The organism is Mucilaginibacter robiniae, from assembly GCF_012849215.1.
GTDB classification, from domain to species: Bacteria; Bacteroidota; Bacteroidia; order Sphingobacteriales; family Sphingobacteriaceae; genus Mucilaginibacter; species Mucilaginibacter robiniae.
The window spans coordinates 3,380,390-3,393,964 of sequence record NZ_CP051682.1 but is presented as its reverse complement, the minus strand read 5'-3'; the positions used below and the strand labels follow the sequence as shown (position 1 = coordinate 3,393,964).

Annotated in this window: 14 protein-coding genes; 4 read left to right on the top strand and 10 right to left on the bottom strand. The window is 42.3% G+C overall.

The features are described from left to right. Positions 1–7: 7 nt before the first annotated feature. The 9 genes from HH214_RS14985 to HH214_RS14945 all read right to left on the bottom strand — a co-directional run bounded on the left by HH214_RS14985 (position 8) and on the right by HH214_RS14945 (position 8,080). Positions 8–859, bottom strand: coding sequence for a 4-hydroxy-3-methylbut-2-enyl diphosphate reductase (locus HH214_RS14985; RefSeq protein WP_169608954.1), 852 nt, complete (start codon positions 857–859; stop codon positions 8–10). Positions 860–902: 43 nt separating this feature from the next. Beyond that, positions 903–1,535 (bottom strand): carotenoid biosynthesis protein, encoded by a 633-nt coding sequence (locus HH214_RS14980; RefSeq protein WP_169608952.1) that lies wholly within the window; start codon positions 1,533–1,535, stop codon positions 903–905. Further along, on the bottom strand, positions 1,532–2,620 hold the full coding sequence (locus HH214_RS14975; protein WP_169608950.1) for a glycosyltransferase: 1,089 nt from the start codon (positions 2,618–2,620) through the stop codon (positions 1,532–1,534). The genes HH214_RS14980 and HH214_RS14975 overlap by 4 nt, the downstream gene beginning before the upstream one ends. A 2-nt stretch (positions 2,621–2,622) precedes the next feature. After that, complete coding sequence (locus tag HH214_RS14970; protein WP_169608948.1) at positions 2,623–3,243, bottom strand: lysophospholipid acyltransferase family protein; 621 nt, start codon at positions 3,241–3,243, stop codon at positions 2,623–2,625. Positions 3,244–3,288: 45 nt separating this feature from the next. Continuing rightward, positions 3,289–3,906: a lysophospholipid acyltransferase family protein gene (locus tag HH214_RS14965; RefSeq protein WP_169608946.1), complete on the bottom strand. Its 618-nt coding sequence runs from the start codon at positions 3,904–3,906 to the stop codon at positions 3,289–3,291. Continuing rightward, on the bottom strand, positions 3,903–4,721 hold the full coding sequence (locus tag HH214_RS14960; protein WP_169608944.1) for an alpha/beta fold hydrolase: 819 nt from the start codon (positions 4,719–4,721) through the stop codon (positions 3,903–3,905). The genes HH214_RS14965 and HH214_RS14960 overlap by 4 nt, the downstream gene beginning before the upstream one ends. Before the next feature lie 205 nt (positions 4,722–4,926). Next, complete coding sequence (gene crtD, locus HH214_RS14955) at positions 4,927–6,414, bottom strand: 1-hydroxycarotenoid 3,4-desaturase CrtD (protein WP_169608942.1); 1,488 nt, start codon at positions 6,412–6,414, stop codon at positions 4,927–4,929. A gap of 115 nt (positions 6,415–6,529) precedes the next feature. Continuing rightward, positions 6,530–7,090, bottom strand: a complete 561-nt coding sequence (locus HH214_RS14950; RefSeq protein WP_169608940.1) for a type 1 glutamine amidotransferase domain-containing protein — start codon at positions 7,088–7,090, stop codon at positions 6,530–6,532. A 78-nt stretch (positions 7,091–7,168) separates the two neighbouring features. Continuing rightward, entirely contained in the window at positions 7,169–8,080 is a 912-nt protein-coding gene (locus tag HH214_RS14945; RefSeq protein ID WP_169608938.1) for a LysR substrate-binding domain-containing protein, read from the bottom strand. A 155-nt stretch (positions 8,081–8,235) separates the two neighbouring features. Between HH214_RS14945 and HH214_RS14940 the strand changes: the two genes are divergently transcribed. Then, positions 8,236–9,465, top strand: coding sequence for a glycosyltransferase 87 family protein (locus HH214_RS14940; protein WP_169608936.1), 1,230 nt, complete (start codon positions 8,236–8,238; stop codon positions 9,463–9,465). 50 nt (positions 9,466–9,515) lie between these two features. Here HH214_RS14940 and HH214_RS14935 read toward each other — a convergent pair whose 3' ends face one another. Continuing rightward, on the bottom strand, positions 9,516–10,523 hold the full coding sequence (locus HH214_RS14935; protein ID WP_169608934.1) for an aspartate-semialdehyde dehydrogenase: 1,008 nt from the start codon (positions 10,521–10,523) through the stop codon (positions 9,516–9,518). A gap of 175 nt (positions 10,524–10,698) precedes the next feature. Between HH214_RS14935 and HH214_RS14930 the strand changes: the two genes are divergently transcribed. The 3 genes from HH214_RS14930 (at position 10,699) to HH214_RS14920 (ending at position 13,531) form a co-directional block, all read left to right on the top strand. Further along, on the top strand, positions 10,699–11,655 hold the full coding sequence (locus HH214_RS14930; RefSeq protein WP_169608932.1) for an NAD-dependent epimerase/dehydratase family protein: 957 nt from the start codon (positions 10,699–10,701) through the stop codon (positions 11,653–11,655). Between the two features lie 129 nt (positions 11,656–11,784). After that, on the top strand, positions 11,785–12,510 hold the full coding sequence (locus tag HH214_RS14925; protein WP_169608930.1) for a YebC/PmpR family DNA-binding transcriptional regulator: 726 nt from the start codon (positions 11,785–11,787) through the stop codon (positions 12,508–12,510). Positions 12,511–12,649: 139 nt separating this feature from the next. After that, positions 12,650–13,531 carry a hypothetical protein gene (locus tag HH214_RS14920; RefSeq protein ID WP_169608928.1) on the top strand — a complete coding sequence of 294 codons (882 nt, stop codon included), beginning with the start codon at positions 12,650–12,652 and terminating at the stop codon, positions 13,529–13,531. The last annotated feature ends 44 nt before the right edge of the window (positions 13,532–13,575 follow it).

Below are 13,575 nucleotides of genomic sequence, written 5' to 3'. Positions count from 1 at the left end.
TTATTAATCAGTATTTTTCCAATTCTGTTTTAATTTCTTCCATTAGCCACATGGGAGTTGATGTTGCTCCACTGATACCCACGGTATCGCCAGGAGAAAACATATCCGGACTCAATTCATTAGCGGCTGAAATGAAGTAGGTGTTAGGGTTATGCTTGCGGCATACCTCAAATAACACTTTGCCATTAGATGATTTTTTGCCCGATACAAACACAATTTTATCAAATTGCCTGGCAAACTCAGGCAAGTCCTTATCTCGGTTAGATACTTGACGGCAGATAGTATCATTCGCTTTTACCTCGTAGCCGCGAGCTATCAGCTCGTCTTTAATGTGGTAAAATTTATCGGTGCTTTTGGTAGTTTGACTGTACAGGGTAATTTGCGCTGGCAGATCTACCTGGTCCAGCTCGGCAATATCCTGAAACACCACAGCGTTGCCGTTGGTTTGGCCCTGTAAACCTATTACTTCCGCATGGCCATGTTTACCAAAAATCAGGATATTCTCTTTGTTATCGTACGAGGTTTTAATTCGGTTCTGTAATTTTAATACTACCGGGCAAGAGGCATCAATCAGCGTAATGTTATTTTCGAGGGCTAAACGGTACGTTTCTGGTGCTTCGCCATGTGCCCGTATCAGCACCTTTTCATCATGCAAATTAACTAGCTGCAGGTGATCAATAATGCGCAGACCCTGCGCTTTTAGGCGCTCTACTTCTTCATCGTTATGCACAATGTCGCCCAGGCAGTATAAGTAACCATCTTCGGCCAAAATTTCTTCGGCCATATCAATAGCATAGACTACCCCAAAGCAAAACCCCGAATCCTGATCAATCTGAACCTGTAACTGATATGCTCCCATAGTTATACAAAATTACAGTAAAATTTACATATATAATGTCAACTTACACCAAGTGCAGCAAACCGAAAAAAATGAATTGTGTAATCAACAACGTTGGTGCTACGGCACTCTGCCGTTTAAATTTAAATGCTTCAAATACGCCTAAAAACACAGCACTCACGATGAACCAACCTATATAATTTTTTAGTGGCACACTACCACCGACCCAATTCCAGTAATCAAACCGCATGGCAATAGGCTCAATCAGCCAATCAAGTGCCACCAATATTATAGTACCGACCAGTATACGTATCCATACATTTTTTAAGCGGCTTCGTTGCAGCAATACGCCTGCACCATACACCAGCAAAAACCAGTTGATACCTATAGTAAGCGGAATAGCCCAGAGTTTTGGCCCCAGCGTGCGCCCATAATGGTAATGCCCAAATAGAAGTTGCGTATGCACGCCTATCCACTCGCCGGCAAAACCTAACACATACACCATTAAGGCAAATATCACAAACTTAAAATCAGGTTTTTGATGATTGATGAGGACTACCAGCAACATCAGTTCCAGATGGAACGGAACAATGCGTAAAAATAACGGGCGGAATGAATGCAAATAAAAGCCGGCTAAGCCTACCACATGAAATAGAATGATAACGATGATACCGGTTTGTGTTTTACTCAACTTCATACCCGTCGGCCTTTCCACATGGTATTTCTGGTAAAATGATTTTGAATGGCATAGTAACCAATTACAGCCAGGCTCAACATTTGCAACGGGTGCAGCACCACATTGTACCAGGCGTTTTGCCCTGATGATAATGAAATCATGATGCGGGTAAGAATAATTAATCCGCACATCATGACAATTAAAGGAACATTTAAGGTGGCGAAAACTAACAACGGACCGCCAATAAGTAGTAACATATAAAATATAAATCCGGGTATGCTGTAGTTGAAGGCGGCCAGAAAGTTTTTGCTGAAACCATTAATAGCATCGCGGTAGCCGGTGTACATGCGGCAGGCTATTAAACCATTAGCCAGCAAACCCTCGCCGCTGTATCCTTCGGCTTTAACCAGCTTCATGATTTCCACATCTTCCACCACCCGGTTTCTCGATTGCTGGTGCCATTGCTGCTGGCGGTATATGGTGGCATCAAACAGCATGAATTGTCCGCTGGCTGCCGCTACTGCATAATTTTTAGCGATGTATATTAAGCGTACAGGCAACAAGTTTAACAATACATAATGCATTAAAGGCACTACCATTCTTTCGCCAATGGTACGCATAACCTGGTTGGTGAATAAGCTAAGCAATGCCAAGCGTTGTACCTGCATGCGGTGCACAGCACTATTCAGCAAACCTTTATACACCTTTTCGTCGGCATCTAAAAACAAAAAATAACGGCCTCTGGCCTGCCTGGCTAGTTGGTAACAAGCATAATTCTTACCTAACCAGTCATCCTTTAAAGGCTCTCCTTTTATTACTTGAAAACGGCTGCGGCCTGCCATAAAGGCTTCACATATAGCATAAGTTTGATCTGATGAATCATCATCCAGCACAATAACTTCGTAATCCTGATAATCTTGTGTCTCAATAGATTGCAGTAAGGTTAGAATATTGCTTTCTTCATTCCGCGCCGGGATTAAAACAGATACTAGTTCGTGATGCTGACGAGCTACTTTGTGCAGCTTCGGATTAGATATGAAGTTAAACAGCGTAACAACAAAGCGCAGTATCAAAAAGAAGAAAACGATAAACAATACAATAATCACGTTTACAGAACAATTTGAGTTTGAAGCAGTTTTGCCGAATGATAATGTTGCTGATACAGTGCCTGTAATTCGTCTATATGCACAGGATTTTGCACATCACTTTTCACATAAACGTTAATAGTGGGCTTTTTATGCTGATGATACTCAATAAAAGTAGCGGCAAACACATACTGGAATCGTCCGGCGGCTTGCTTTACTACCCGCAACAATCCTTTTTCAAATTTCACATCATCTACAAAGTTGGAGTATAGTTGTCCTTGTGGAAAAATGAGCACTAGGTTTTGTGGATCTTGCAACAATTCGCCGGCATAAGCCAATGATTCCATCATTTGCCTGGAATGCTTGGTAATAGAGAATGCCCCCATGTATTTGAGGAAGAATACCTCACGTACGGTGTCTTCCAGTATCATGATGTGGAACTTTTTTTTGAACAGTTTATAATTGAGCCAGTACAGCAAAAAACCATCCCACCAGCCAAAATGATTGGCTATAAGCAGAATAGACTTTTCGGGATTGACTTCAGCCTGATTAAAGTTAAACTTCTGGAAATTTCGCTTCAGTATAAAGCGGATATAATGATGGAAAAACCAGTGTATGAGTTTATTTTCTTTAGGCCGGATCATGATGCCCCGGCAAGATAGAAAATATGAACAAACTTTGTATGAACGTTATGATTCAGCCTGCTTTTTTAAAGCCTCCTGATGAAAGCGGTTCACCTTTTCAGCCAATTCACTAAACGGAATTTCACCCACCACCCCACAATCAAATAAATGGATATAGGCCGAAGGTTTAAGGCTTTCAAAATAATCAATCAGTACGCAGGAATACACAATTTGGCAAGGGCCTTTAACGTACTTAATTAACCGCTCCAAACCTTTCTCGATATTCAATTCAGGAACATGGTTGGAAAACAGCGTACCCTGAGGATAAATCATCACCAGGTTTTCAGAGTTATCTAATAGGTCGGCAGCGTACTGCAATGATTTCAGCATATTGCGTGACCCCTTCTCGATAGAGAACCCGCCGAACCAAGTAAATATTTTACGCTTGGCCAACTGGTCTTCCTGAATCATGATATACAGCTTACGTTTCAGGTGCCAGTAAGCTACATAGTTGGCAAAAAAGCCATCCCACCAGCTAAAATGATTACCTAACAGCAATACCGAATGCCCTTCACGTGGCTCAAATGGCGTAACCACAATGCGTTTAAATGCCTTATTCATGCGATAACGCATGTACTTAGCAAACCAGTTACTGAACAAGTTATGGCGGCGGGCAGTTATCATACCAGGCAATTTACTAAATAATCATCTAATTGAGGTGTAACCAACCAATGTCCCATAGGCAGCTCATGCACTTCAGGATTATTTAGCAAGTTGATAAAAGACATAGCTCCTGTTTTGGGGAAAAGCATATCATGTTTTCCAAAAACAAAAGTACATTGAATATGATGCTGGTTTATTACTCCGGCAATGTTGGCTGGTTCTACCTTTAACAGCTTGAGCATGTGCAATGTATAATACACATTATGGCGGTTTGTTGAGGTATCCATCTCATGATAAGCTATTTTATACAAGCTTTCATCAATAAACCTTACCTTTTTCAACGTTTTTAATATGCCTGGTGCCAGCCAATTACTTTTAACGGCAGTTTTAAACAAGTACTTTCCAAAAGGTTTATGGACTAAAAAGTTAAAGCCTTTATATACAGATAAACCATCAGGAGCAATTAGTACCAATTGGTCAATCAGATCAGGAAATTGCTCAACCAGTACTAGCGCTAGCTTAGCACCCATGGAATAGCCCATCAAGCTAATGCGTTGCTGTCCAAATTTTTCAAACCAAGCTTCCAGATATTGGCGCATCAGTGGTTTAGACATACCTGCTAAGATGCGAGCTTCATCCCACCCCTGTAATTCGGTTTCACCATGAAAAAAATGGTCAAAGCTATATACCTTATATTGCGTGAGTATTGATTTCTCCAGTACTTTAAACTGCTCTCCGGTCATGCCATAGCCATGAAATGCCAATAGCGGCTTTGTGCCTGTACCATACTCATAATATCTAACCCGCCCTAAACCCGGTAGCTGTAGAAAACTCATAAGCCGGCAATATTAATAAAAATTTAGTTAGTCGGTTAGTCGGTTAGTCGGTTAGTCGGTTAGTCGGTTAGTCGGTTAGTCGGTTAGTCGGTTAGTCGGTTAGTCGGTTAGTCGGTTAGTCGGTTAGTCGGTTAGTCGGTTAGTCTAAATACAGGCTGCCGAACTTTGGTTTGAACTTTCTACACAAACTTACCACCCCACGAACTTACCGACTTTCGGACTTCCCTACCCATTCACTTACAATTTTGGCTGATAACAAGGCCAACGGAATACCGCCGCCAGGGTGTACGCTGCCACCACAAAAATATAAATTTTTGATTTTGGCCGATCGGTTAGCATGGCGTAAAAAGGCGGCAAACTGGTTATTGGAACTGGTACCATACAAAGAACCTTGGTAAGATGAAGTGCGGCTTTCAATACTACGCGGATCCAGAATGCTTTCATTGATAATAAATAGTTCAACATTTTCGCCCAGCATGGCTGATAACTTGCCTATAATATTTTGCCGGGCTTGCTGAATCAATTGCTCCCAGTTTTGCCCGGTGTTGGCGGGAACATTAATCATCACAAACCAGTTTTCACATCCTGGTGGCGCATCATCAGCTTGATATTTGGAACTGATGTTGAGATAAACCGTTGGGTCATGATAAATAGTTTTCTGTTGCCAAATGGCGTTAAACTCCGCTTCATAATCGGCACTAAAAAATATATTGTGCAGGTCTAGTTCCGGAAACTGTTTTTGTATACCCCAGTAAAATATCAGGGCAGAGCTGCTGCGTTCCTGGTTCAATATTTTTTCGGGGAACAGCTTAGTGTACCGATTTAACAGCTTACGATAGGTAAACCATACATCCATATTAGATATTATAGTATCACCCAATATCACTTTGCCGTTTACCTGAACACCAATGGCTTTCTGCTGTTCCAATACAATTTCTTCCACAGCCGCTTGATAATGAAACTGTACCCCTAACTCTTGCGCCAGTTTCACCAAACTACCGGTAATACTATACATACCCCCTTCAGGAAAATAAGCACCGAAGTGCTGTTCCAGATGTGGAATGACGTTAAGCGTAGCTGGTGCCTGGTAAGGGTTGGAACCATTATAAGTAGCATATCGATTAAAAAACTGCACCATTCGCTCATCTTTAAAAAAGCTTTGATTAGCCCGGTGCATGGTACGCAGTGCATCAATCTGAAATAAACGTAAAATAGATTGCAGGGTACGGTTGCTCAAATACGTTTGCAACCGGTGCAGCGATTGCTCCAGAAATACATGATTGGTTATATCATAAATACGGCTACTGTTGCGGCTATACTGTTGGATAGCCTTTACTGACTCACCTGTTTTTTGATGAACTTCATCAGCAAAACGATCAACATCAGCGTAAGCTTTCAACCGACTACCATCCGGATAAAAGTAATTACAGACTACATCCAGCTCTTTATAACTAAAATAGTCAGACGGATTTTTACCGGCCAGCTTGAACAACTCATCTACATACTGTGGCATGGTAAACAAGCTGGGGCCTGCATCAAAGCGATAACCCTCCTGCTCAAATTCTGACAATTTGCCGCCCGGATAATTGTTAGCTTCAAACACCTCAACTGCATAGCCCTTTACTGCTAAACGAATAGCTATAGCAATACCGGCAATACCAGCACCAATAATAAGAGCCTTAGGCTTCGACATGTATTAAAATGTATTTTGTAACCATACCACTGCTAAGGTAAGGCAGTTCTGCGTTCACACAAAAAAAGCAGGACATTTGCTATGCCCTGCTTTTTAACTTTTTAAGTTCAGTTAATTAGTTGTTAGCCGTATCGTGTACGCCTTCGCCAATTTCTTCAATTGTTTTCTTGTTGAAGGCTTCCAGATCGGCCGGGGTACGGCTGGTTACCAAACCATTGTCGGTTACTACTTCCTGATCTACCCATTCGGCACCAGCATTTTTCAAATCGGTTTGCAATGACGGGTAAGAAGTTAACTGACGACCTTCCAACAATCCGGTTTCAATTAGCATTTGCGGACCGTGGCATATAGCTGCCAATGGTTTACCCTCTTCCAAAAACGATTTTACAAATGATACCGCATCTTTATTTTGGCGCAGTTTATCAGGGTTTAATACACCACCCGGCAGCACCAAAGCGTCATAATCAGACGGGTTAACATCGGTTAATACCTTATCTACCTCTACTTCAATACCCCAGTGGTCTTGATCCCACGCTTTTATTTTTCCGCTTTGCGGCGATACAATATGTACAGTTGCCCCGGCAGCCTGTAAGGCTTCTTTAGGGCTGGTTAATTCTACCTGCTCAAATCCCTCTTCAGTAAGGATGGCTACTTTACGGTTATTTAAATTTGCCATAATCTTATCTATTCAGTTTACTAAAAACGCCAGTTAGTTGGCATTCGCTAGTAACTACAAAACCCAATCACTTAGGTTTTAAACAATTTGTTTTTGTAAGGTATGCTGCAGGGCATAGTTCATGAAATCGCTAGTCAAGCCATAATCTTCCGTACCCTTACGCCGAATAAAATAGAAGTTACGGGTAATTTTTAAGCCCTCAACCGGCACTTCCACCAAATCGCCTTCGTCTAACTCGCGCACGATGGATGGGCGCGGCATAAAGCCCAGGCATTGGTCGGCCAGTAAAAAGTTCTTTAAAGCTTCAGTTCCACCCAGTCTGATCTTCACCGATAAATCAGCAGGCTTGATATGGTGTGAGGCCAAAGCTTTCAGCAAAGCCGTTAAAGTACCCGACCCGCGCTCACGCAAAGCCATTGGTGTTTTAAGTAGTTGCTTTAAGGTAAGCGATTTGCCGGCCAATGCGCTTTTAGCCGAACAAACCGGCACCACTTCATCACTCATAAAAGGCTTATAAGATACAGTAGTCAGCTTGTTATCCGCTTCGATAATGCCAATATCTACTTCGTGGTTCAATAAAGCATTTAAAATATACTCAGAGTTGCGGTTAACCAGCTGTACGCCCACATTGGCATATTGCCGCTGGAAGCCCGACAAAATAGGCGGTAATATATACAGGGCAATGGTAGTACTGGCTCCTAACCGCAAATGTCCTGCAGCATAAGATTGATTGCTGAGCACCGATAAATCATATTCTACTTTGCGTTCAATTTCGGTTGCCTGCAGCAAATATTCGTTCAGTTTTTTACCGGCTTCGGTCAGGATAATACTGTTACCCCTACGCTCAAACAAAGGCAGCTTGTACTGATCTTCCAGCGCTTTAATGTGCTTGCTGATGGCAGGTTGCGTAATAAACAATACCTGTGCAGCTTTTGAAAAGCTCAGGTTTGCCGCCACCTCCATAAAAACACGGTGAGAAAATGAAATCATAGCATCTTAAAAACTTGTTCTCAGCAACATCTAGTTAGTGTTTCTGGAGATCAGCTAACCAAAAGTAACTTTTTTATGCAATTCCGGTCAACAATAATATTGCACTGTATGAAATATCTACTTTTGCCGCCCGTTTGTTACACATACAACTGTTCATGCGTTATCGTAAGTACTATCTGCCTTTATTGCTCCTTGTAGCATCTGTTCTTTTTGCGTTCGTTTCTTACCAGCGTGGCATGCATGCTGATCTTAAAGGCGACTATTATATTTACTGGCAAGCCGGTAAAAACTTCTTAGCAGGGCAAACGATATATACCCCCGGTTTGGTGGACGGTGGCTTTACCTACCCGCCATTTGCGGCTTTGCTGTTCAGTACATTTTCCTGGATGCCTTTCCATACCTCGGCTTTCCTTTATACCTTTTTAATCAATTACGGCTTATGGGTGGTTTCGCTGGTACTGATTAGGCAGATTTTCCAAAAGTTATATCCTGCCGAAAACTTGAATTTACCTTTCATACTAGCTATCGCACTTTCGGCCGGTTTTTACTGGCACAACTACATTTGGATGAATGCCAACCTTCCGGTGCTTTGTTTCACGTTGTTGGGCATCCGCTGTTACTTGGATAAAAAATTCAACTTGAGCTATCTGTTCTTTTTAGCAGGTACATTTTTCAAGGTCACTCCTGCCTTGTTCTTGATTTTCGCGGCCATTAAACGCGGACCTAAAGACTGGCCTAAAATAGCGTTGTTGGCTTTACCATTTATATTTATCCCTATGCTGTTCAGAGGGTGGCATACCGGGTTGCAAGATTGGGCCGACTATTATCAGGCCTTTGTGGCTCCTTTTTCTAAAGGCAAGGTAGATGAAAATATTATTAGCCTCGGCATACCCGCACTATTGGAAAAGCTGAATACTGGCAACGCGGCATTAGGCTACTCTCCGCTGTTGCATTTAACGGCCACTGGCTTAAAAAGACTTACTCTTTTGATTCAAGTACTTATTGTAGGCTCAATTACAGCTAAGTTTGTTTACGATCGCTATATACACCAGCAGGAAGAATTTTCGGTAGCCGATTTTTGTATGATTTTTCTGATTACTTTACTGGTGCCGGGCCGGGTTTGGGGGCACCATCATGTTTGTACCAGCTTTATCTATACCTATCTGTTCATCCTGGTGCGCAATCACAAACCGCTTTTAATATTCACTATATTGCTTTGCCTCCTGACGGAATTTACAATTAAAGACGTAATCGGGCAAACCCTATGCGATTTGCTTCGCGAGTATTGCTATATTACTCTAGTAATGATTTATACCAGTTCCATAATTGTATGGCAGAGTTATTTATCTAAAACACCAAAGCCGGTAAAAGGCTATAGTGTTTAGCTATGCTTTTTACCGGCTTTGGTATATAATGATAATGCTTTTTTGTAAGCTTAGGCTTCTACAGGCTGACCTACCAGGTTTTTAGCCACCAAGTATTCCGCAATTTGTACCGCATTAGTAGCAGCACCTTTGCGCAGGTTGTCAGACACAATCCAGCAGTTTAAGGTATTAGGCTGGGTTTCATCACGACGGATGCGACCTACAAACACTTCGTCTTTTTCATGAGCTTCCAGTGGCATGGGGTATTTTAGGTTGGCCACATCATCTACCACAATTATGCCTGGTGCTTTGCTTAATAGATCGCGCACTTCATTCAAGTCGAAATCATTAGCAAACTCAATATTTACCGACTCAGAGTGGCCGCCCATTACCGGAATGCGCACGGTAGTAGCCGTAACGCGGATACTGTCATCACCCATAATCTTTTTGGTTTCCAGTATCATCTTCATTTCCTCTTTGGTATAGCCGTTATCCTGAAAAACATCAATATGAGGTAACACATTCAGGTCAATCTGGTAAGGATAAGCTTTCGGGCCTTCAATGCCTTTACGCTCATCCATCAACTGGTTAACCGCTTTAACACCTGTTCCGGTTACCGATTGATAGGTAGATACCACTACACGTTTAATTTGGTATTTATCATGCAAAGGTTTTAAAGCCACTACCATTTGTATAGTTGAACAGTTTGGGTTAGCTATAATTTTATCTTCGGCAGTCAGCGCATCGGCATTTACTTCGGGTACTACCAGTTTTTTGGTAGGGTCCATACGCCAGGCTGATGAATTATCAATTACGGTAATACCTGCTTCGGCAAACATAGGCGCTTGCTCCAATGCAGTATTGCCACCGGCCGAAAACAAGGCCAGATCGGGCTTTTGCTTAATCGCATCCTCGGCAGAAACCACCTTATAAGGCTTACCCTTAAAAGTAACTTCTTTACCAACACTCTTGGCTGAAGCTACCGGGATTAATTCTGTTACGGGAAAGTTGCGTTCTTCCAGAACCTGCAACATTTTAGTGCCTACCAAACCGGTAGCACCTACTACTGCGACTTTCATAGCTTTTTAAAAAATATGTTTATTATATGTTGAATATCAAAGCTACAAATTTTTAACAGATTACCTACCATAACCTAAACCATTTGGTTTAAACCAACACGTACAGTAAACCGTAAAAGTTTAAACGGCATATAACTCATTTTTTTACCTTTGCCTGTTATCAACTTAAAGCTGCATGAGCGAAAAAATTTTAATAATTGGTGCTAACGGCCAGATAGGTACAGAACTGGTAACGGCATTACGCCGCATACATGGCGCCGAACAGGTAATCGCTTCAGATATTAACAACCCGGCTTATGCCATCCGTAACAGTGGCCCGTTCGAGTTTGCCAACGTACTGGATAAAGAAACGCTTCATCATTTATTTCAAAAACATCAGCCTACCCAGGTTTACCTGCTGGCGGCCATCCTGTCGGCTACCGGCGAGCAAAAGCCTAAAATGGCTTGGGATTTAAACATGAACGGCCTGATTCATGTACTGGATTTAGCCTTAGAATTTAAAACAGCTAAAGTTTTCTGGCCAAGCTCTATCGCCGTTTTCGGTCCTAATTCGCCTAAGCAAAATACGCCGCAGTACTGCGTAATGGACCCGAATACCGTTTACGGATTTAGTAAACTGGCCGGTGAGCGCTGGTGCGAATATTACCACGCTAAACATGGCTTGGATGTACGAAGCATTCGTTACCCTGGCATTATCAGTTGGAAAGCAGCACCCGGCGGCGGCACTACTGATTATGCTATTCATATTTTTCATGAAGCATTGAAAACCGGCACATACCAAAGCTTTTTATCGACTAGCACTATGCTACCGATGATGTATATGGAGGATGCTATACGGGCGACCATCAGCTTGATGGATGCACCTATCGAAAACCTGACTATCCGTTCCAGCTATAACCTGGCCGGTATGAGTTTTACACCCGAACAACTAACACAGAAAATACAGCAGCATCTTCCTGATTTCACCATCAGCTATGCCGATAACGATCCACGCCAGGCCATTGCTGATAGCTGGCCGCAAACTATAGATGATAGCCAAGCACGGCAAGACTGGAACTGGCAACCGGAATATGACTTGGAAAGGCTAACCGCAGATATGATGGAAAACCTGAAGAATAGTTTAAATTTGTAGCGTAAAGCCATTATTTTAAACGCTAACAAGAAATGTCTTGTATCAACCTAAATAAGCTATTAAGCTCTATGGCTGATGTTTGCAATGGCTTAACAAATTATTTAATAACCATTAACTACTCCATATAAAATGGGAAGAGCATTTGAGTTCCGTAAAGAAAGAAAATTTAAACGCTGGGCCAAAATGGCTGTGCAGTTTACCCGCTTAGGTAAAGAAATTGTAATGGCCGTAAAAGATGCCGGCCCAAATCCAGATACTAACTCACGCCTGCGCACAGCTATGCAAAATGCCAAAGCGGTAAACATGCCTAAAGACCGTGTTGAAGCTGCTATTAAACGGGCATCCAGCAAAGACGAAAAAGATTATGAAGAGCTGGTGTATGAAGGTTATGCACCACACGGTGTAGCGGTATTGGTAGAAACGGCTACCGACAATACCAACCGCACTGTAGCCAACGTACGCAGCTACTTTACTAAAGTAGGTGGTACGCTGGGTAAAACTGGTTCGTTAGATTTTGTATTCAGTCGTAAATCAGTTTTCCGCTTTGAACCAGGCGAACGCGATTTGGAAGAACTGGAATTTGAATTAATTGATGCCGGATTGGAAGATTTGTTTGTAGAAACTGATGAGGAAGGTAACGATGTAGCCGTTATTCATGCAGCTTATGAGGATTTTGGCAAAATGCAAAAGACCTTAGAAGCTATGGGTATGGAATTAAAATCAGCCAAATTGGAACGTATTCCTTTATCTACTACCGAAATCAGCGAAACTGATGCAGCGGACGTTATTAAACTGATTGACCGTCTGGAAGAAGATGACGACGTACAGGCCGTGTATCACAATATGGCAGAGTAAGCTGTAAAGTCGAAGTCAAGAATATAGATTTAAGACAAGCTTGCTTACTACAAGCTGATAGGTTATTGCGAAGTACGGCATAGCTATACTTCGCAATAATCTCAATAAACATCCGAAACTGAACGATTTAAGTTTACCTATGCAGTTCGAAGAGTTTTTTAAAAAGAAGAAAATTAGTTTGGATGCCTTACAACAAGGCGACCCAACACTGTTTTCGGAATTTAAAATGCATTACGAACAAATGGGTGAAAAAAGCTTCGATCATACCAAGAAATATTGGTTTAATAAGTTGCGTCACCAATACCCGTTGCCACCTGAAGTAAAAGTTGAAAAGTTGACGATGGAAAACAGGGTAGCCGAGCAAACCGTAGCTGATACGTTAACTGAGGAAACACCGGTAGAACAAAATGCTAAACTAGGGTTTAAACCGAAGTTTAGAGCTGCTGCCGTACCTAAGCCAGCAACGCCTACTGCTGAACAATCAGAAGAAAAAGCGTTACCTCCAACCTCAGAACCAAAACCGGCCATTGAAGCGTCAGAGTCTGCTTCTGAAGAACAACCTGCCCCTGAGACACCCAAACCGATTACAGCTAAACCAGCTTACAAACCACGGTTTCAAGCTAAAACTGTAGCAACGGCCAAACCTGCTGCCGAAAGCCCGGATACGGAACAACCAGTAGCAAGCACACCATCGCAGCCAGCACCTATTTCCGAAACTAAGCTGGAACCACCTGTTGATACAACTGCTTCAATAACTGCTGTGCCAGCTCCTAAATTAGGTTTTAAGCCGCGGTTTAAAACAACTGAACCTGCGCCAGTTCCGGCTCCTGAAGTTGAGTCTAAAATTACAGAAAGCCCAAAGGAAGAAAAGCCAGCACCTGCAGAACACCCCTTACCCGCTACTGAACTACCCACAACTCCAGTGGAAGAAAAACCGGAAGCCCCAAAACCTGCTTACAAGCCGCGTTTTAACCCCAACATGGTAAAGCCCAAACCACCTGAAGAAGGTGAAGGTGCCTAGTAACTTGTTTTAAGCTTAACAAACTTCGTTTAAAATAGAAAGAA